At 65.0% G+C, this 18,332-nt stretch carries 19 protein-coding genes and 1 pseudogene; 18 read left to right on the top strand and 2 right to left on the bottom strand.

Annotation, left to right across the window (positions count from 1 at the left end; genetic code table 11):
- Nucleotides 1-152 precede the first annotated feature (152 nt).
- The 4 genes and pseudogenes from PA6_RS17560 to mqo all read left to right on the top strand — a co-directional run bounded on the left by PA6_RS17560 (nt 153) and on the right by mqo (nt 3,415).
- The gene (locus PA6_RS17560) at nt 153-710 is read left to right on the top strand and encodes a hypoxanthine-guanine phosphoribosyltransferase (protein WP_021702300.1); all 558 of its coding nucleotides are present in this window, start codon (nt 153-155) and stop codon (nt 708-710) included.
- A pseudogene (locus tag PA6_RS17555) lies at nt 711-1,186 on the top strand (WbuC family cupin fold metalloprotein). It begins immediately after the preceding gene.
- 87 nt (nt 1,187-1,273) lie between these two features.
- Entirely contained in the window at nt 1,274-1,561 is a 288-nt protein-coding gene (locus PA6_RS17550) for a PA4642 family protein (protein ID WP_021702298.1), read from the top strand.
- A 369-nt stretch (nt 1,562-1,930) separates the two neighbouring features.
- Nucleotides 1,931-3,415 (top strand): malate dehydrogenase (quinone), encoded by a 1,485-nt coding sequence (gene mqo / locus PA6_RS17545; RefSeq protein ID WP_021702297.1) that lies wholly within the window; start codon nt 1,931-1,933, stop codon nt 3,413-3,415.
- Nucleotides 3,416-3,467: 52 nt separating this feature from the next.
- Here mqo and PA6_RS17540 read toward each other — a convergent pair whose 3' ends face one another.
- Nucleotides 3,468-3,701, bottom strand: a complete 234-nt coding sequence (locus tag PA6_RS17540) for a hypothetical protein (RefSeq protein WP_021702296.1) — start codon at nt 3,699-3,701, stop codon at nt 3,468-3,470.
- Between the two features lie 159 nt (nt 3,702-3,860).
- Between PA6_RS17540 and PA6_RS17535 the strand changes: the two genes are divergently transcribed.
- On the top strand, nt 3,861-4,448 hold the full coding sequence (locus tag PA6_RS17535; protein WP_021702295.1) for a YajG family lipoprotein: 588 nt from the start codon (nt 3,861-3,863) through the stop codon (nt 4,446-4,448).
- 63 nt (nt 4,449-4,511) lie between these two features.
- Here PA6_RS17535 and PA6_RS17530 read toward each other — a convergent pair whose 3' ends face one another.
- Nucleotides 4,512-4,718 (bottom strand): hypothetical protein, encoded by a 207-nt coding sequence (locus PA6_RS17530; RefSeq protein ID WP_021702294.1) that lies wholly within the window; start codon nt 4,716-4,718, stop codon nt 4,512-4,514.
- 343 nt (nt 4,719-5,061) lie between these two features.
- Here PA6_RS17530 and PA6_RS17525 point away from each other — a divergent pair, with 343 nt between their 5' ends.
- From PA6_RS17525 to PA6_RS17465, 13 genes are all read left to right on the top strand, one after another.
- Nucleotides 5,062-5,349, top strand: a complete 288-nt coding sequence (locus PA6_RS17525; RefSeq protein ID WP_043216911.1) for a hypothetical protein — start codon at nt 5,062-5,064, stop codon at nt 5,347-5,349.
- Between the two features lie 593 nt (nt 5,350-5,942).
- Nucleotides 5,943-6,713 carry an outer membrane lipoprotein-sorting protein gene (locus tag PA6_RS17520; RefSeq protein WP_217997227.1) on the top strand — a complete coding sequence of 257 codons (771 nt, stop codon included), beginning with the start codon at nt 5,943-5,945 and terminating at the stop codon, nt 6,711-6,713.
- Between the two features lie 30 nt (nt 6,714-6,743).
- Entirely contained in the window at nt 6,744-8,114 is a 1,371-nt protein-coding gene (locus tag PA6_RS17515) for a hypothetical protein (RefSeq protein WP_043216907.1), read from the top strand.
- On the top strand, nt 8,089-9,051 hold the full coding sequence (locus PA6_RS17510; RefSeq protein WP_021702290.1) for an ACP S-malonyltransferase: 963 nt from the start codon (nt 8,089-8,091) through the stop codon (nt 9,049-9,051). The genes PA6_RS17515 and PA6_RS17510 overlap by 26 nt, the downstream gene beginning before the upstream one ends.
- A 10-nt stretch (nt 9,052-9,061) precedes the next feature.
- Nucleotides 9,062-10,105 (top strand): hypothetical protein, encoded by a 1,044-nt coding sequence (locus tag PA6_RS17505; RefSeq protein WP_021702289.1) that lies wholly within the window; start codon nt 9,062-9,064, stop codon nt 10,103-10,105.
- Nucleotides 10,102-10,476 (top strand): holo-ACP synthase, encoded by a 375-nt coding sequence (gene acpS, locus PA6_RS17500; RefSeq protein WP_217997226.1) that lies wholly within the window; start codon nt 10,102-10,104, stop codon nt 10,474-10,476. The genes PA6_RS17505 and acpS overlap by 4 nt, the downstream gene beginning before the upstream one ends.
- Before the next feature lie 24 nt (nt 10,477-10,500).
- On the top strand, nt 10,501-11,256 hold the full coding sequence (gene fabG, locus PA6_RS17495; RefSeq protein ID WP_021702287.1) for a 3-oxoacyl-ACP reductase FabG: 756 nt from the start codon (nt 10,501-10,503) through the stop codon (nt 11,254-11,256).
- 9 nt (nt 11,257-11,265) lie between these two features.
- Complete coding sequence (locus tag PA6_RS17490) at nt 11,266-11,847, top strand: 3-hydroxyacyl-ACP dehydratase FabZ family protein (protein ID WP_021702286.1); 582 nt, start codon at nt 11,266-11,268, stop codon at nt 11,845-11,847.
- A gap of 22 nt (nt 11,848-11,869) precedes the next feature.
- Nucleotides 11,870-12,160, top strand: a complete 291-nt coding sequence (locus PA6_RS17485) for an acyl carrier protein (protein WP_021702285.1) — start codon at nt 11,870-11,872, stop codon at nt 12,158-12,160.
- Between the two features lie 41 nt (nt 12,161-12,201).
- Nucleotides 12,202-13,338 (top strand): aminomethyltransferase family protein, encoded by a 1,137-nt coding sequence (locus tag PA6_RS17480; RefSeq protein ID WP_043216902.1) that lies wholly within the window; start codon nt 12,202-12,204, stop codon nt 13,336-13,338.
- A 78-nt stretch (nt 13,339-13,416) separates the two neighbouring features.
- Complete coding sequence (locus PA6_RS17475) at nt 13,417-15,957, top strand: beta-ketoacyl-[acyl-carrier-protein] synthase family protein (RefSeq protein WP_021702283.1); 2,541 nt, start codon at nt 13,417-13,419, stop codon at nt 15,955-15,957.
- Nucleotides 15,950-17,206, top strand: coding sequence for a beta-ketoacyl synthase N-terminal-like domain-containing protein (locus tag PA6_RS17470; protein ID WP_021702282.1), 1,257 nt, complete (start codon nt 15,950-15,952; stop codon nt 17,204-17,206). The genes PA6_RS17475 and PA6_RS17470 overlap by 8 nt, the downstream gene beginning before the upstream one ends.
- An 11-nt stretch (nt 17,207-17,217) precedes the next feature.
- Nucleotides 17,218-18,327 (top strand): hypothetical protein, encoded by a 1,110-nt coding sequence (locus PA6_RS17465; RefSeq protein WP_043216900.1) that lies wholly within the window; start codon nt 17,218-17,220, stop codon nt 18,325-18,327.
- Nucleotides 18,328-18,332 lie beyond the last annotated feature (5 nt).

The raw sequence follows: 18,332 nt of genomic DNA, 5'->3' as shown, positions 1-18,332 counted from the left end.
TCGGTAATGCCTCTCAGAAGCCGCGCAGTTTAACGGTTTAGCTGTTTGATTGGTCAGAAAATCTGCCGTCGGGCTTGCCCTGAGGCGCCCATCTGAGTACCTTTGCCGACCATTTTTTGACCAGTCCCCCGATCACCTTTCCGGAGCACGCCATGTCCGCCGATCTCGCCCACATCCGCCAAGTCATGGCCGAAGCCGATTGCCTGTTCACCGAGGCCCAGGTCGAGGCCGCCATCGAGCAGGTCGGCGCCGCCATCTGCGCCGAGCTGGCTGAGCGTAATCCGGTGGTGTTCTGCGTGATGAACGGCGGCCTGATCTTCGCCGGCAAGCTGCTGACCAAGCTGAACTTCCCGCTGGAACTGTCCTACCTGCACGCCACCCGCTATCGCAGCGAGACTACCGGCGGCGAGCTGTTCTGGAAGGCCAAGCCGGAAATCTCCTTCATCGACCGCGAAGTGCTGATCATCGATGACATTCTCGACGAGGGTCATACCCTGTCGGCCATCATCGAGTTCTGCAAGCACGCCGGCGCCAGCGCCGTGCACACCGCCGTGCTGATCGACAAGGACCACGACCGCAAGGCCCGCCCGGACCTGAAGGCCGATTACGTCGGCCTGTCCTGCGAAGATCGCTTCATCTTCGGCTATGGCATGGACTACAAGGGCTACTGGCGCAACGCCGCCGGCATCTACGCGGTAAAAGGCCTGTAAGTGCGCGCGCCGGCCTTCCTCGACCGCGCTTTTTCGCCGAACTGGCGGGCAAGGCGGGGCAGAGCCCGCGCCGGCGTGCCCATCACAACCTGCATGAGATGAGCGAGCCCTGCCACCGCCTGGCGGTGGGGCTGCAGCCCGATACCTATATCCCACCCCATCGTCACCTGTGCGCCGACAAGGCCGAAACCCTGCTGGTGCTGCAGGGCCGTATCGGCCTGCTGCTGTTCGCCGAGGACGGCACGCTGGAGCAGACCCGCCTGCTCGAGGCCGGCGGCGACTGCCTCGGTGTCGATCTGGCGCCCGGCCAGTTCCATGCCCTGGTGGTGCTGCAGCCGGACAGCATCCTCTTCGAATGCAAGGCCGGGCCCTACCGGCCGCTGATCGAGGCCGAACAGGCCGCCTGGGCGCCGCGCGAGGGCGAAGCCGGCGGTGCTGACTACCTGGTCTGGATGAAGTCGCACTTCGCCAGCTGAAAACGCACCTTTAGTCGCGTTGAGCGGCGCACTGGGCGCAGGTAAACTGCCGGCCCCGTGTGAGTCCGCTGCGAGCTGGAGTGCGTGATGCGTAAAGACAAGAAACAGGTGATTGGCGAAGAGATCAGCGACGATTCGATCCGTCTCTTCCTGGGCGTTGAGCCCGCCGACGATACGCCGCCGTCCCTGCACAAGCTGGTCAAGGCCTACCGCGGCCTGCGCATTGACGATTTCGAGAAGTTCCTGACCTTCTTCAAGGACGCCGGTTACGACCTGGACGCCAAGGATGCCCAGGGCAACGATTTCATCGCCCTGATCCAGGATCAGCGCCTGGCCGAACCCTATGTCGAAGCGGTAAAAGCGGCGAAAGCCTGACACATCGTAGAAAAAGTGACCGTCCGACGGGGTTGGTGCATTTTTTGCGACTGAATCAGCGGCATTAGTGGTATTGTGCGCGCCGAAAACTTCCCGCCCGAGTGCCCTGCAGGCCTCGGCGCGCCGGGCCTGAGGCCGGCGCAGGGTGGCTTCGCCGCCGCGACGAGTTGAAGAATTGAACGCACGGATTGCCCACAGGCGAAACGTGCCGGACGAGGTTGCTCGGTGTCTGTCAGGCCAAATCATCGGCCACGGCGCCAGCCCTCCGAAGCTCCAGACACCCGTCTGGCTGTCAGTGATTAGACGCCGATGCGCGGCTCAAAAGGCCGATGTCAGCGGTTTGGTACTGCAGATCTTGGAGAAGCGTTAATGACGCAAGTCAATCACGAAACTGTGGATGTGCTGCTGGTCGGCGCCGGCATCATGAGCGCTACCCTGGCGGTGCTGCTCAAGGAACTGGACCCGAGCCTCAAGCTGGAGATCGCCGAGCTGCGTTCTTCGGGCGCCATCGAGAGCTCCAACCCGTGGAACAACGCGGGTACCGGCCACGCCGGCCTCTGCGAGCTGAACTACACGCCGCAGGCGGCGGACGGCTCGATCGATATCAAAAAGGCCGTGCAGATCAACGCCCAGTTCGAAGTCTCCAAGCAGTTCTGGTCGCACCTGGCCGGCAAGCCGGGCTTCGGTTCGCCGCGTGACTTCATCAACCCGGTGCCGCACCTGAGCTTCGTGCGTGGCGAGAAGGATGTCGGCTTCCTCAAGAAACGCCATGAGCTGCTCAAGCAGCACCATGCCTTCGAAGGCATGGAGTACACCGAAGACAAGGCCACCATGGCCGAGTGGATGCCGCTGATGATGGCTGGCCGCGATGCCAGCGAACGCATCGCCGCAACCCGCTCCGCCAACGGTACCGACGTCAACTTCGGCGCCCTGACCAACCAGCTGCTGCAGTTCCTGTCCACCCAGGGCGGCGTCACCATCAGCTACAGCCAGAAGGTCACCGACCTGTCGCGCAGCGCCCAGGGCTGGACCGCGCAGGTGAAGAACACCAAGAGCGGCGAGCAGCGCGAGATCCACGCGCGCTTCGTCTTCCTCGGCGCCGGTGGCGGTGCGCTGCCGCTGCTGCAGATGTCCGGCATTCCGGAAGGCAAGGGCTTCGGCGGCTTCCCGGTCAGCGGCCAGTGGCTGCGTTGCGACAACCCGGAAGTGGTCAAGCAGCACCAGGCCAAGGTCTACAGCCAGGCCGAAGTGGGCGCTCCGCCCATGTCCGTGCCGCACCTGGATACCCGCGTGGTGGATGGCAAGACCTCGCTGCTGTTCGGCCCCTACGCCGGCTTCACCACCAAGTTCCTCAAGTACGGCTCGTTCCTCGACCTGCCGCTCTCGGTACGCCCGAGCAACATCGGCCCGATGCTGGCCGTGGCGCGCGACAACTTCGACCTGACCCGCTACCTGATCAAGGAAGTGTTGCAGTCGCCGGAACAGCGCCTGGACGCCCTGCGCAAGTTCTACCCGAACCTGAACCCGGCCGACTGGCGCCTGGAGATTGCCGGTCAGCGCGTGCAGATCATCAAGAAGGACGCCAAGAAGGGCGGCATCCTGCAGTTCGGTACCGAACTGGTGGCGGCCGAGGACGGCTCCATCGCCGCGCTGCTGGGCGCCTCGCCGGGCGCTTCGGTGACCGTCTCGATCATGCTCAACCTGATCGAGCGCTGCTTCGCCGACAAGGCCAAGGGCGAGTGGGCGGCCAAGCTCAAGGAGATCTTCCCGGCCCGCGAAAAGGTGCTGGAAGAGGATGCCGCGCTGTATCGCGAAGTCGCCGAGCAGACCAGCAAGGCGCTGCAGCTGGCCTGACAGGTCCGCATACAACAAAGCCGCCCTCGGGCGGCTTTTTCATGCCTGGCGTTCAGGCCGCCAGGGCAGGGCGCGGTCGCCTGCCGATATGCCGCGGCGCCACCATGGCCTCCAGCGGCAAGGTCTGGCCCAGCCACTGGCTGCGCAGTTCGCGCACTTCCACCCAGCCTGCTTCGCCGGGCAACTCGCGGGCCTCGCGCAAGGCGCGGCAGGTGCCCATGGCATCCAGCAGGGCGAAGCGGCGCATCCGTGCGCGCGGGGTCAGCAGGGACCAGAGACTCATCATCGGAACATTCCTCCTCAGGTGCGCCAGTCTTATCGCACGGGGCGGTGACAGGGCGATGACAGGAACCCGCCCGGCGCCGCAGCGGTCGGAAAGACAGTCGGCAGGCTGCTGGGTATACTGCCGGCCATTTTCCGTTGCCTTCTTTTCTGGAGATCGCCCATGAACAAACACCTGCTGTTCGGTCTGCTAGCCGTACTCGGCGTCAGCCTCGTCGGCTGTGCCCACAGCCCGCAGCAACTGCGTCCGCAGCCGAAGCTCAATGCGCCGCTGGTGGCCGTTGGCCAGGGCCAGCCGGTGGTGGTGCGGGTGGTGGACGGTCGCCAGTCGCCGGTGCTCGGTACCCGTGGCGGCCTCTACCCGGAGACCAGCAACATCAGCGTGCAGGGCCAGGACATCCTGCCGCGCCTGCAGGCCGAGGCCGAGGCCGCGGTACGCCTGCTCGGCTTCACCCCGAGCCCGAACGCCTACAATGCGCCGCAGCTGACCCTGACCCTGGCCGACCTCAAGTACCAGTCGCCGAAGGAAGGCATGTATGTCACCGAGGCTGACATCAGCGCCACCTTCCGCGCCGATGTGCAGAACAGCAACCGTCGCTACAGCGGCCGCTATGGCGCCTCGCTGAATCAGCGTTTCGGCATGGCGCCGAATCAGGAGACCAACACCAAGCTGGTCAGCGACGTACTCAGCGACGCCCTGACCCGCGCCTTCAAGGACCCGACCATCGGCCAGCTGCTCGGCCAGCAGTAACTCACGCGCAATGAAAAAAGCCCGGCCAGTGCCGGGCTTTTTCATGCGTGCCGCGCGCGGGGTTCAGGCCGCCTCGGCATAGAGTTCGGGCAGGCTGAAGCCGGTGCGTTCGTCGATGTCCGGCAGGTCATAGTGCTCATGGCCACCGAGGGCGCAGTACACCAGCCAGTGGTGGTCCTGCACGTTGAAGGAGAGCTCGTCTACCAGGGCTTCCACCTCCTCCAGCGAGTCGATCAGATAGTCGCGGTCTACAGGTTGCGGGTTGAGCATGGCGGTTCCTCCGCTGTTGTGAATGTCGCTCCGTCACGGTAGTGACTGTTGAGTCACTAAAAGGAGAATCAAACCCTAGGCCAGGAAAATGACCGTTTTTAGATGTATTGGTGATAACTCGGCTCGTTCGTCGGAAACGGAATTTATAACCGAGCACTTTTCAGTAGACTGCCGCCCCGCAACGACGGGCCTTGAGCTCAGCTTGAGCGTTGCGTTGCCTGCTTTTGGTGCGCCGACGAATGGCATAGGCCGTACGGTATGGCGTCGCAGTGGCTGCTGCCTGTTTTCGGTGTCGGTCCTTTCCTGTTGATGGTGCACAGCCCTGGCTGTCGAGGTGATTCGCGTGTCCCTGCAGTACTTCTGGTCCCTGTTCTCGAGCTATCCCGGGCAAGTGGTCAACGGCCTGGCCCTGTTCTTTGCCGTGGCCGGCAGCTGGCTGCTGCTGGCGACCCGCCTGCGCGAGCAGCGCGCGTACGCCCGCCTGGCCGGCGAAAGCGAGCTGGAAGAGATTGATCAGGAAGCTTCGCTGCTGGACGAGCCGACCCTGCGCATCAACCGTTTCTTCTACCTCTTCGGCAGCGCCACCCTGAGTGCTGCGCTGCTGCTGTCCTGGTTCAGCACCCGCCTGTAAGCCAATGCAGACCTCGGCAGTTGCCGAGGTCTGCGCAGATCGCGACAGAAAACCGCCCGGTCATCCTCTTTTCTCGACTTTTCGTCGCAGCCCGCTGCCCGACATTCCTCCGCTCGGTGCGGGCCTGCCACCTCGCTGCCCTGCCGAGTGATGCGACATAGGGTGCACTAAATTCCCTCGATGAAGCGCCGTTGATGGCGCCCGGCTATTACCCGTGAGCGGCACGCCTGAGGCGCGCATGGGCTTTTGCCGTGACTGTCTGGTCATATTACAGGGTGGCCTAATAAGCTAATTAGAACTCCTGCTCTAATTAGATGCGGCGCCGATATAAATTGATGTTTCATTAGTCGAATATGGCTTTTTGCTATTCATTACAGAAATAGTTCACGGAATGCCGTGTTGACATTAATGGCTGGCTAAAAATAGGATTCGGCCAGCTTTGAAGCTGAACCATAAGCGGTCGTCAGGAAGTCGCCGCCAAAATAATAATAAGTTCTGCAGTGTCCAGGCTCTGGTCTTTTGGCGTTGCGGGGGATGAATGGATGCGGCACGGCATAGTTTCCTTGTTTGCAATTATCGGGTGGGCCTTATGGATGCCACCTGCGCTGGCGGCTGCTCAGCAGTCCACGCAAACTTCAAATGCCTCTCCGGCAATTGTCGAAGATGCACAGGCCGTGGATATCATTCGGCGCGCCGATCGTATTCGTGCGCCGGCTGAACCCTTTCGTTATGCGCTGACCCTGGTGGAAATGAAGGGCGATCATGAAGTTGCCCGGCAAAGTTTCGATGTGGCCATGCGTTTTTACAAGGCGGAGGCCGGGCAGGAAGGCGATGCGCGCGCATTGGTGCGCTTCGTTGAACCGCCCAGTGAAAAAGGCAAATCGCTGTTGTCGATATTCGACAAGCTCTGGTATTACGAGCCTAAGTTGCGTCGGCCAATTCCCATTTCGCGCCAGCAGCGCCTGGTGGGGCAAGTTTCCAATGGCGATGTCGTCGCCACAGATTTCGATCTTTCCTATATCTCCAAGTTGGCGGCCACCGAGGAGTGTGACGGGCGCAAGTGCTATCGCCTGGAACTGCAGCGGCGCTGGCCTTATGTTACTTACCCGAAAATCATTTATTGGGTGGATGCGGAAAATTATCGCCCCTTCAAGGCAGAGTTTCTCGCCACCAATGACAAGTTGATCAAGCGTGCCTGGTACCGCGATTACAAACCGGCCCTGGGGGTCGAGCGGCCGCATGAAATCTATATCGAAGACAGTCTGAAGAAGGAACAGTACACCCGCATGCTGTACTCCGACGTGCGCCTGGAGGCCGTGCCGGAGGCGTACTTCCAGAAAGAATACTTGCTGCGTCTGCGTTGACTCTCTGACATGGAAGGGTGTGGTGTTGCGATGAGGCGCAGTGGCGTTCTATTGGCCTGGATTTGTCTGGCGCTGCTGGCCAGACCGGCCGGCGCGGAGCCTTCGTGCAGCCTTGCAGGCTTTGCCGGGAGCGAAGCAGGACGCTCTGCGACGCGGGAAGCACAGCTGAACCCAGAGGGGGAATTCACCCGTGCGATGAGTTCGGCAGCGGCCTACGGCGAGGTGAATGGTGACTGCGCGGGCGAGGCGGCCAAGTTGCATTTCAACCTGTTCGGCGAGCATCTGCGCACGTTCGGTGAGAGCGGCAGCGCCCAGCAAAGTGAAGGTCACGACACGCGTGGCTTTGTGCGCGAGGCCTATGTATCGCTGACGCCACATGAGTCTGTTTTTATCGATATTGGCAAGAAGGATATACGCAACGGTCAGTTCTTTTTTGTCAGTCCGTTGGACTTTCTACAGGCGCCGAGCAATTACGCCGAGCGCGGTGTAATCAATGCATTGGGTGTGTCCTGGCGCGACACTTATCGCGAAGGCGCTCTGCTCGCACAGATGTCCTGGTTCAATCAGGCCGGCACACTGGAATTGGCGGTACTACCGCAACTGGCCAACCCGTCGCACAAACCACGGGTGGCGGAGTGGAACACTTCGCAGCGCACAAATTCGGCAGAGCGCTATTACCTGTCGTATACCACGGCGGTGTTCGAGGACTTTAATCCTCGGCTGGTACTGGTTGGTGGTGAAAGTTATGCCTTCGGTCTGGGCACCAGCGGTTTCATCAATGACGACTGGATTCTCAGTGTCGAATTGTCGGTGAATGAAAAGAGTCAGGTTCGCAAGTTAGATGAAGCGGCGCTGAATAAATTGCAGGCCTGGCAGTTGCCGACTGCGGATGATTTTTTCAAGGAACAGGATCGGCAGCGTTTCTATCAGTTCGGTGCCGGTCTGCGCTACACCACGGATAACAATACGGCGATCTCCCTGGAATACCTTTTTCAGGATCAGGGCTGGCATCAGCGAGATTGGGATAACTACTTCGAGACGCTGGAGTTGCTGGAGGGGGCTTATCAGGCAACCTCGGTGGATCTGTTCAGGGATTATCAACTGTTGTTTGCTCAAGAAGCCGACAACATGGCGCGGCGTGATCTGCTGCCGGGTCGTAATTACCTGATGTTGCACCTGGATGATAACGAGGCGGAGTTGCGCAGGTGGTCCTGGGAAAGTTCGACGATCTACAACATCGAAGATCGCAGCTTTGCCCTCAATCTGCACCTGTCCTCGCAGTTGACGCGCAACTTTGAAGTCTATTTAGGCGGCGGTTATCTGGACGGTCCGGATAACAGTGAATTCGGTCGGTTGGGAAACAGCGGGGTGGGTTATGCAGGCGTTCGAGCAATCTGGTGACAAGGCGGGTGTGGCCCTGCTGTTTCCGGGGCAGGGTACCCAGCATATCGGCATGGGCGAGGCGGTCTGCGACCAGTCGCCCGCCACCGCGCGGGTCTGGGACTGTGCAAGCGACATCGCCGGTTTCGACCTGCGCCGCCTGTGCAGCAAGGGGCCGATGCCCAAGCTGGACAAGACCCAGTACCAGCAGGTGGCGGTCACCTGCGTCAACATCGCCAGCCTGGTCGCCCTGCGCGAGCGCGGCGAGCCGGATGTGGCGGCGCTGGCCGGGCACAGCGTCGGCGAGTTCTCCGCGCTGTTCGCCGCCGGTGTGCTGGGCATGGAGGATGTGTTCCGTGGCGTGGCTGCTCGCGGGCGCATCATGCAGGCACTGGCCGAGCAGACCGATGGCGCCATGTACGCCATCAAGGGCGTTGGCCGCGACGCTATCGCCGAGCTGATCGCCGCGCATGAACTGGGCGATGCGATTACCGTGGCCAACGACAACTCGCCGCGCCAGCAGGTGATCTCCGGCAGCAAGGCGGCGCTCAAGGAGCTGCTGCCGGCGCTGCTGCGGGCCGGCTTCGAGCAGGTCAAGCTGCCGGTCAACGGCGCCTGGCACAGCGCGCTGATGCTGCCCGGGCGCGAGGATTTCCAGGCGGTCATCGACGGTCTGCAGTTCGCCGCACCCCAGCTACCGCTGTTCACCAACCAGGCGGCAGCCGCCGTCAGCGATATCGAGCAGATTCGCCAGGATCTGGTGGTCAATCTGTATTCCACCGTGCGCTGGCGCGAAACCATGCAGGCACTGGTCACCAGCGGCGTGGGCGGTTTCCTCGAGGTTGGTCCGAAGAAGGTGCTGGGGCGCCTGCTGCAGGATTTCACCGAGCTGCAGCCGCTGCCGCCGGTAGGCCATGTCTCCGACCACCTGGCGCCGCATGCGGCGCTGGCCGACTGAGGCGCCGGACATGTTGCCGACTTTCCGCCAGCACGCCGGCCGCTATGGTTTCGGCTTATGCCTGGGCGTCAGTTTCCTGTGTCTGCTGATGGCCTTTGCCCTGCTGCGCAACAGCCAGGCGCTGGGTCTGCTGGAGGTGCTGCCGGCCGGTTTCGCCATCGCCTTCGGCGTCACCCTGGGCGCCTCCCGTGATGCGCCGGGTTACTGGATCTACGCGGCACGTTCGCTCAAGTTCATGGTCCTGCCGAGCGAGCTGCAGCAGCTGCAGCAGCTGCGCGTCAGTCCGCTGATCGGGCTGCTCAATCCGCTGCGGCGGCCGCTGAGCCTGCCGCTGCTGCTGGCCGGGCTGATCACGGTGTTGCTGTGGGCGGGGCTGGCGCTGCTGCCGGCCTATCCGGCGCTGGTCACACTGGTGGTGCTCGGCCTGCTCTTTCCGCTGCTGCTGGCGTTGCTGCTGACCGGCAGCGCGCCCTACTTCATGGTCCTGGCCAGCGATCAGGGCGAGAACGCCATGTTGCCGCAGATGACGCGCCTGCGTGATGCCGGTCGCTATCGCGCCGAGGATCTGGCCATCAGCCTGCTGATCAGCCTGGCGCTGATCTGGCCGCTGCATGGCCGCCCGGACTTCGACCTGCAGAGCGGTTACGGCAAGCCGGAGTTCGCCGTGGCAGCGATGATCCTGGGCTGGATCGTCACCTTCTTCCTGCTGCTCGGCGCGCGGCGCTCGCGCCTGTACTCGGCCGTGGGTGAGCGCCTCTCCGCACTGCTGCGCACCCCCTCGGCGCCAGTAGCAGGCAGTGCCCGGGTGCTGCCACGCATGGCTCTGTATTACGCCGCCGTTGGGCTTTGGGCCCTGGTGCTGTGCGGCTTGCTGGCACAACTGCCGCAGCCGCTGCCGTTCCCGCTGTTCTGCGCACTGTTGCTGGTCGCTCCCGGCTGGGCCTTCTGGCGCGAGCGCGGACTGACCCAGCAGCGCGACGCCGAGCAGGCCGGCCTGTTCATCCGCGAGCTGGGCGTGCAACCGGTGGCGGCCGGCATGCCGCAGAGGCCATGAGCATGCACATCGGTATCGACATCGTGGAAATCGAGCGTATCCGCACCGCCAGCCGGCGCAGTGGCGAGGGTTTCCTCAACCGGGTCTACACGGCCCCGGAACGTGACTACATCGGCGACGCCGAGGCCAACGCGGAGCGCGCGGCGGGCATCTGGGCGGCCAAGGAAGCGGCGGTCAAGGCACTGGGCACGGGTTTTCGCGACGGCATCCAGTTCCACGACCTGCGTATCGAGCATGAAGACGCGGGGCGGCCGTACCTGGTGTTCGGCGGGCGCTTCCTCGAGGAAATGCAGCGGTCGGGTCTGACCGCGGCGAGTTTGAGCATATCCCACTGCGGCACCCACGCAGTGGCGGCGGTTGTGCTCGGGTGACAACCAGAAGATAGGGCTAGGGCAATGGCAACGTATACGGATTTGCAGGGGAAGGTCGCTTTGGTGACCGGCGCCAGTGGCGATATCGGCCTGGCGGTGTGCGAGAAGCTGCTGGAGGACGGCAGCAAGGTGTACGCCACCTACAACAACAACCCGGCGCGCCTGGGTGAGCTGGCCGACCGCCAGGAGTTCGCCGGGCGCCTGGTGGCGCTCAAGTGCGACATCACCAACAAGGCCGAACTGGACGCCGCCATGGCGCGGATCGAGGAGGCCGAGGGCAAGCTCGACGTGCTGGTGAACAACGCCGGCAAGTACCGCGACAACCTGTTCTCGATGATGGACTTCGACGAGTTCGACGACGTGGTCAAGACCAACCTGTACGGCACCTTCATGGCCACCAAGGCGGCCCTGCGCCTGCTGCGCAAGGCCAAGCAGGCAACGGTGGTCAACGTCTCGTCGATCGCCGGCCTGACCAACAGCTTCGGCCAGACCAACTACAGCGCGGCCAAGGCCGGGATGATCGGCTTCACCCGCACCCTGGCCGGCGAGTTGGGCTCCAAGGGCGTGCGCGTCAATGCCGTGGCCCCGGGCCTGATCGAGTCGGTGATGACCAAGCGCGTGCCGCGCAACGTGATCCGCCAGACCCTCTCGGTAATCCCCCTGCAGCGCATGGGCGAAACCCGCGAAGTGGCCGAGGCCATCGCCTTTCTCTGCTCCAGCTCCTCGAGCTACGTCGTCGGCCAGACACTGGTGGTCGATGGCGGCCTGATCATGCGTTAAGGAGGCCCCATGGCCGATACCGAAGAAAGTCTCGTCGCACCCTCGCTGCTCATGAAGATGGGCCCCTGGCGCTATCCGTTCTTCCTGGTCGACAAGATCTGCGAATTCAAGCGCGGCTCGCGCGGCTACATCACCGCGGTGAAGAACATCTCGTTCAACGAGCCGCAGTTCACCGGGCACTTCCCCGACAGCCCGATCATGCCTGGCGTGCTGATCGCCGAGGCGATGGGCCAGACCAGCGACTACCTGACCCTGCTCACCGCCTTCTGCGAGGAGTACGAGCAGCGTTTCGACTGCGACCTGTCCGAGCGCCGCGACCTGCAGAAGGCCCTGCACAGCGAGGAGGGCATGGAGATCATCGCCGCCATCCGCAAGAAGTGGGGCGGTGTGCTGGCCTCCCAGGACCTCAAGTACAAGAGCGTGGTCCTGCCCGGCGACACCCTGTTCATGCGCAGCGAGCTGGTGATGAAGGACCCGGCCGGCTTCAGCCACTTCAAGGTCGAGGCACGCATCGGCCGGCGCGTCACCACCGTCGGCAAGCTGGCCAATTTCTGGTTCGACATGAGCAAGCCATTCAACTACCCGGGCTAAGCCCGACCGCGAGGACCCCACTATGGACAAGCAACTGCAAGACGCCATCGCCCAGCGCCGGGCCGTACTGGACAAGCTCAAGGACAGCCTGATCGACCGTCTCAACCTGTACCAGAACCGCGCCCAGATCGACGACGACACCCCGCTGTTCGGCAGCGGCCTGAAGCTCGACTCGGTGGATGCCACCGAGCTGGTGGTGATGCTCGACGAGGAGTTCGGCGTGCGCGTTTCCGAGGGTGACGACCCGTCCTACATGCGCAACGTCAACTCGCTGGCCAACTTCATTCTGCAACGCCAGGCCGCAGCCGCCTGACTTCTGCCGCACACAATTCGAGGGACACAACGATGAATCCGATGGAAGCCGTTCACCAAGCCGCCGGCGCCACCCTGGGCGAACGCAATGGCGTGCGCATCCCGCTGCACTATGGCGAGCCCGCTGCCGAGCACCAGGCCGCGCGCAAGAACATCCTGATGGTCGATTACTCGCACTTCGGCATCGTCGAAGTCCAGGGTGACGAAGGCTATGACTTCCTCAACCGCGTGGTCGGCGGCGACCTCTCGGTGATCCGCGACGAGCAGGCGCTGTATACCGTGCTGCTGGACGACAAGGGCCAGATCGTCACCGACCTCTATGTGCTGTGTGACGATGAGCGCTTCCTGCTGCTCACCGAATGGGTCAAGGGCGACACCCTGGCCGCCAGCCTGCAGGCGCTGGTCGGCGAGGAAGCAGTCGAGATCGCCGCGCAGAACCAGCTCGGCACCCTGCTGTTCGAAGGCCCCTACAGCTGGGAGCTGATGGCCGAGCTGTTCGGCTTCGACGTGCTCGGTCTGCCGTTCCTCGAGTTCATGCACGTGGACGACGTGACCCTGCTGCGTGCCGGCAAGCACGGCGAGTTTTCCTACAAGGTGCTGGGCCCGCGTGAGTCCCTGGCCGAGCTCTGGCAGCGTGCCCTGGAGGCCGGCGCCAAGTTCGACCTGAAGACCGGCGGCATCGAGTTCCAGAGTCGTTCGCGCCTGGAGAACCCGTGCTGGGACCCGGCCCTGGCCGGTGAATTCACCCGCTGCCCGATCGAGCTGCAGCTGCAGTGGGCGGTGCGTTACGACAAGGACGAGTTCGTCGGCAAGGACGCCCTGCTGGCCAAGCTGGAAGAGGGCGCCGCGCAGCGCGTGGTCGGCTTCCTGGTCAAGGGCGACGGCGCCGCGGCCAACATTGGCGATGCCGTGTACAGCGGCGAGAGCGTGATCGGCAAGGTGATCACCCTGGGCTGGTCCGAGGGTGTGCAGGCGCATATCGGCCAGGCGCTGCTCGACAGCGACTACGCCTACGCCGGCCTGGACGGCTATGCCATCGACGCCAGCGGTGCGCGCGTTGCCATCAGCACCGTGGCGATCCCCTTCCTGCAGAACTTCAGCTTCCTGGTCAACCCGGCCGAGCACAGCTACGTCGACCCGTCGCGGCCGAAGAGCCTGCTGGAGCAGCAGGCCCAGTAATCCACGTCATCAGCCACAGCGAGCGGGCCGCCGGGGCGGGCGGTCCGTTCTCAGGTCGCCGCCTCGGAGGAGTCACACATGGTTCAGCGCAAGCGGGTAGTAGTCACAGGGATGGGCGTGCTCACGGCGCTCGGCAATACGCTGGAAGCGTTTCGCGAGGGCCTGTTCGCCGAAAAGGCGGCCATCGGTCCCAGCCAGCATTTTCGCCACTATTTCGACGATGCCCTGGCATCCGAAGTGCTGCAGCCGGTCGAGTACCCCGGCATCGATCCGCAGCGCCTGCCCGAGCTCGACCGTACCTCACTGTGGGGGTACAAGGTCGGCCGTGATGCCCTGGAGCATGCCGGCCTGCTCGGCGATCCGCTGCTGGAACGCACCAGCCTGGTGGTCGGTGTGTCCTCGGCCAGCGCCGAGGCCATCATGCCGCTGATCGAACACCAGCCCGAGCAGTTCAGCCCGCGCAAGATGGAAGTGTGCGGCAATTTCTCGGCGATCTGCCCGGTGGTGACTTCGCTGCTCGGCCTCAAGGGCGGCTTCGAGCTGGTGGCCACGGCCTGTACGGCCAGTACCAACGCCATCGGCATCGGTTTCGACCAGATCCAGAATGCCAAGAACCCGGTGGCGCTGATTGTCGGCTCCGACCCGGTCTACCTGCCCACCTTCGCCGGTTTCTATGCGCTCAAGGCGATGCGTGAGGAGCCCTGCTGCCCGTTCTCCGGCACCCCCGGCATGTCCGTCGGCGAGGGCGCCGGCGCGCTGGTGCTGGAGGAGTACGAGCACGCCAAGGCGCGTGGCGCCACCATCTATGGCGAGATCATCGGCTACGCCACCAGTTCCGATGCGCACCATGAAACAGCGCCGGACCCGCGCGCCGAAGGCGCCACCCTGGTGATGCGCGCGGCGCTGCGCAACGCCGGCGTCGGCCCGGAGGCCATCGGCTACATCAATGCCCACGGCACCGGCACCGAGGCCAACGACCGCGCCGAGACCCTGGCGATGAAGAAGGTCTTCCCCAACATCGCCGATATCCCGGTGAGTTCGACCAAGTCCTACTTCGGCCACAACATCGGCTCGGCCGGCATCATCGAGATGATCGCCTGCCTGACCACCCTGCCGTCCGGCAAGGTGCTGCCGACCCTGAACTTCTCCACCCCGCGCACCGGCTGCGACCTCAACTACGTGCCCAACCATTTCCAGGAGCACCAGGTCGGGCTGTTCATGAAGAACAACTACGCCTTCGGCGGCAACAACTGCAGCATCGTCGCCTCGGTGACCCCGGAGACTGCGGCGGCCACCGAGTACCAGCCGCGCCGCGTGGCCATCACCGGCTTCGGTGCGCTCAGCTCGCTGGGCTATGGCGCCGAGCAGATCGCCGAGAACATCCGCAATGGCGTCGATGGCTCGCTGTCGGTATCGGCCGATGACTGGCTGGGTAGCGGCGAGCAGGCCCACGACCTCAATCAGCTGATGCAGGCCAATCCGGCGCTGGCCGAGCGCCTGGCCGGCATGACCGAGGCCGACCTGCGCGCCATGCAGTTTCGTGCCCACGAGGTACGCGGCATCGAGGCGCGCAAGCACCTGAAGAACTACGACCCGCGCAAGGCCAGCCGCATCGGTACCCACGGCCTGCTGGCCGTCGAGCAGGCGCTGCAGAGCGGCGGGCGCAAGGTGCGCCACGGTGATACCGACGTCGCGCTGATCATGGGCATGTCCAAGGGCCCGCAGGCCACCATTGCGCGCTATGCGCAGAGCCTGCACCCGGACCCCAAGCGCGCGCGTACCTTCGAATTCCCCTCGGCGCTGATGAACTCCACCGCCACCTTCTGCGCCATCAGCAAGGGCCTCAAGGGCTACAACACCACCCTGTCCACCGGCTACAACGCCGGCCTCGGGGCGCTGCTCTACGGCTACGAGCTGGTGCGCCAGGGCCTGCAGCCGCAGGCGCTGGTCGGCGGCGCCGAGGAGAATGCCTATGCCTCGGTGCTGATGTCACCGGCGACGGCCGATCGCCTGTGCTGGAGCGATGCCGCGGATGCCTTCCAGGTCTATGGCGCCAACCCCAGTGGCTTCACCCTGGGCGAGGGCGCCGCGGTGGCCCTGCTCGAAGACCTCGACGCCGCCCGTGCACGCGGTGCGCAGGTGCTTGGCGTGGTGCTCGGTTATGGCCGCTCCTGCGATGCCGCCTACCCGGGCGAATCCGGTTTGGCTGCCGGCAACGCGATGATCGCGGCGATCCAGCAGGCGCTGGCCGAGGCCGGCCTGCAGGCCAGCGAGGTCGACCTGATCTGCGGCACCAGCTGGGGCACCGGTGACAGCGCGCAGAAGGAACTGGACGCGGTACGCGCCGTGTTCGGCGCGCTGGCGGCCGAGGTGCCGCTGGTCAACTACAACGGTCACTTCGGCTTCGTCGAGTCGGCCGCCGGCCTGCTCAACCTGGCGCAGGTGCTGCAGATCATGCGCAGCGGCGAGATCGCGCCGATTCCCTACACCCGCGAGTTCTGCGCCGACGACATCGCCTTCGTGCGCCAGCCGCTGCGCCGCGAGGTGCGCCACGCGCTGGTGCTGGGCGCTTCGGACGGGGGCAACAACTACGCCCTGCTGGTGCGCAAGGATGGCTGACGCCGGGCGTGCGGTGATCTCCGGCCTGGGCGTGTTCAACGCCCTTGGCCAGAATGCGGCCTCGCTCTGCGCGGCGCTGGCCGAGCAGCGCCTCGGCCCGCGCACGGGCTTTTTCGCCAGCGAGCGGGCGGCCCAGGGCAACGGCCTGATGTTCAATCCGCAGCAGGTGGCGATGCCGGCGTTGCCGGCGACCCGGCGCAACCCCGCCGGCTGCGATGCCGAGACCGCCTGCGTGCTGATCGAGAAGGTACTCGACGAAGCGCTGGCCCAGGCCGGCCTGAGCCGTGCCGAGTTGGCCGGTTCGCGCGTGCAGTGCTACATCGGCGGCCAGGGCGTGCAGCCGGACATCATGAAGTTCACCGCCTACCTGCAGCGCAACGATGCCGAGGACCTGCTGTTCAACCCCGGCATCCGCCAGATGCACAGCGACAGCTATGCCGAGGAGCGCCTCGGTCGCCTGCTGATGCGCCGCATCGGCCTGGCGCTGCCGCCGCTGGCATTGTCCACGGCCAGCTGCTCCAGCCTGTCGGCGCTGTTCCTCGCCCGCCAGGCGATCGAGAGCGGCGCCGCCGACCTGGTGCTGGTGGCCTCCTGGCAGCAGGTGTCGCAGTACAACCTGATGTTCATGGGCGGGGTCAACGCCCTGGCCCGTGAGGTGGCACAGCCGTTCTCGGCCGCCACCGAGGGCGTGCTGCTGGGCGGTGGGGCGGCGCTGGTGATCCTCGAGAGCGAGGCCCATCTGCAGGCCCGCGGCGGCCGCGGCCAGCTGCGCATCGATGGCTTCGCCGTCTGCCAGGGCGGTGGCTCGGGGCGCGGCGGGCAGTCCTTCGCGCCGGATTTCCGCACCCTGGCGCGCACCGTTGAGGCCTCTCTGGAGCAGGCCGCCGCCACGCCGGCCGACATCGGTTGCCTGTTCATGCACGGCAACGGCATTCGCGGCAGCGACCAGGCCGAGCTGATGGCGGTGCGCAAGCTGTGGGGCGACCACGCCGTGCCGGCCGTTTCCTACAAGGCGCAGCTTGGCTACCAGGTGGCGGCCAGCGGCCTGACCGACCTGGCCATCGCCGCCGACGCCCTGCGCGAGCGTCGCCTGCTGGCCTTCAAGGCCCTGGCGCCGCTGGACGCCGCCGGGGTGCACCTGCACGCCGATGCCGCCCCGCTGACGCTGCACAGCGACAAGCTGGTCAAGCTGGGTCTGGGTATCGAAGGTTCCATGGCTGCCTGCACGCTGACGCGGCTGGCCGGATAAGCGAGAGCATCATGTCTGTCGAAGAAATGCAGTTGACTCCGCTGCGCCCGGCCAGCGCCGCCGAGCTGCAGACGCAGCCCGAGCAGTACAGCAATACCCTGGCCCTGGTTGGCCTCTCGGTACTGCAGGCAGAGCGCGCCCCGCAGCGCTTCGAGCCGCGCTGGTTCCGCGCCTGGGAGGCGCAGCTGTACCGCAAGGCCGCGCGCCAGACGGGCCGGCGCCAGTGGGATTTCAGTCGTTTCAGCCAGGACGGTGGCCTGGATGCGGCCAAGTCCGGCTACCGCGACACACTCAACGCCGTCGCCCAGGCGGCCAAGCAGGCGGTGGCCGCCGCCGAGGCCAGCTGCGGACGGCGCAGCGCGCGTGAGCGCATGGCCCTGCTGTATTTCGACTTCTGGGGGCAGAGTTCGCACCTGGAGCAGGCGTTCAACTGGCGCGACAGTTTCGATCTCGACGTGATCCCCAAATTCATCCTGCGCGACCAGGCTACCGAGGCCTTCTCCTGCAAGGTGCAGGCGGGGCGCGGAGCCTTCATCCAGGCCCTGCGCATGGCGCAGTCGCTGCTGCACAGCGGTGCCGCCGACAGCGTGCTGCTGGGCGGGCTGTTCCGCAGTTTTCCGGTGCTGTGCTTCGCCGAGGCGCTCAGCGGCAACGCTGCCGAGCGCGCCTGGCTGGGGCGTGGCGGCCAGCACAACGCGCCGCTGGTGGAGCGCGCCGGTTTCATGGTGCTGCGGCGCGGCGAGGCGCTGGCCAGCGCGCGTCAGCCCGGCCTGCTGCTGGGTGCGCCGCGTTACCTGCAGGCCCCCGCCGGCCGCGAGGCGGCGGGCCAGTGGCTGGGCGAGCGCTGGGCCGAGCAACTGCCGGAGCGGCGCGCGCTGGTCTACGGCGGCCACTATCCGTCCAGCCTGCTCGATCAGGTCGAGGCCGGCGCGGTGGCCGCTGCTGGCGAGCACTGGGTGTACGAAAACATCTGCCGGCGCTTCGGTGACAGTGGCGGGCTCAATCCGCTGCTGGCGCTGCAACGGCATGCCGAACGCAAGGCGGCGACCGCGGATACCCCGCCGGCGCTGCTGAGCCTGAGTGACAGCCAGGGCGGCACCTGGCTGCTGCGGGGGGAGTGATGAGC

Source organism: Aquipseudomonas alcaligenes NBRC 14159, assembly GCF_000467105.1.
GTDB classification, from domain to species: Bacteria; Pseudomonadota; Gammaproteobacteria; order Pseudomonadales; family Pseudomonadaceae; genus Aquipseudomonas; species Aquipseudomonas alcaligenes.
Note: the sequence above shows the minus strand (reverse complement) of the source record. Positions and strands in the feature narration are given on the sequence as shown.

Coding starts and splice junctions, on each gene's coding strand:
- PA6_RS17560 (WP_021702300.1), top strand. CDS start 153: ATGTCCGCCGATCTCGCCCACATCCGCCAAGTCATGGCCGAAGCCGAT.
- PA6_RS17550 (WP_021702298.1), top strand. CDS start 1,274: ATGCGTAAAGACAAGAAACAGGTGATTGGCGAAGAGATCAGCGACGAT.
- mqo (WP_021702297.1), top strand. CDS start 1,931: ATGACGCAAGTCAATCACGAAACTGTGGATGTGCTGCTGGTCGGCGCC.
- PA6_RS17540 (WP_021702296.1), bottom strand. CDS start 3,701: ATGATGAGTCTCTGGTCCCTGCTGACCCCGCGCGCACGGATGCGCCGC.
- PA6_RS17535 (WP_021702295.1), top strand. CDS start 3,861: ATGAACAAACACCTGCTGTTCGGTCTGCTAGCCGTACTCGGCGTCAGC.
- PA6_RS17530 (WP_021702294.1), bottom strand. CDS start 4,718: ATGCTCAACCCGCAACCTGTAGACCGCGACTATCTGATCGACTCGCTG.
- PA6_RS17520 (WP_217997227.1), top strand. CDS start 5,943: ATGCCACCTGCGCTGGCGGCTGCTCAGCAGTCCACGCAAACTTCAAAT.
- PA6_RS17515 (WP_043216907.1), top strand. CDS start 6,744: ATGAGGCGCAGTGGCGTTCTATTGGCCTGGATTTGTCTGGCGCTGCTG.
- PA6_RS17510 (WP_021702290.1), top strand. CDS start 8,089: ATGCAGGCGTTCGAGCAATCTGGTGACAAGGCGGGTGTGGCCCTGCTG.
- PA6_RS17505 (WP_021702289.1), top strand. CDS start 9,062: ATGTTGCCGACTTTCCGCCAGCACGCCGGCCGCTATGGTTTCGGCTTA.
- acpS (WP_217997226.1), top strand. CDS start 10,102: ATGAGCATGCACATCGGTATCGACATCGTGGAAATCGAGCGTATCCGC.
- fabG (WP_021702287.1), top strand. CDS start 10,501: ATGGCAACGTATACGGATTTGCAGGGGAAGGTCGCTTTGGTGACCGGC.
- PA6_RS17490 (WP_021702286.1), top strand. CDS start 11,266: ATGGCCGATACCGAAGAAAGTCTCGTCGCACCCTCGCTGCTCATGAAG.
- PA6_RS17485 (WP_021702285.1), top strand. CDS start 11,870: ATGGACAAGCAACTGCAAGACGCCATCGCCCAGCGCCGGGCCGTACTG.
- PA6_RS17480 (WP_043216902.1), top strand. CDS start 12,202: ATGGAAGCCGTTCACCAAGCCGCCGGCGCCACCCTGGGCGAACGCAAT.
- PA6_RS17475 (WP_021702283.1), top strand. CDS start 13,417: ATGGTTCAGCGCAAGCGGGTAGTAGTCACAGGGATGGGCGTGCTCACG.
- PA6_RS17470 (WP_021702282.1), top strand. CDS start 15,950: ATGGCTGACGCCGGGCGTGCGGTGATCTCCGGCCTGGGCGTGTTCAAC.
- PA6_RS17465 (WP_043216900.1), top strand. CDS start 17,218: ATGTCTGTCGAAGAAATGCAGTTGACTCCGCTGCGCCCGGCCAGCGCC.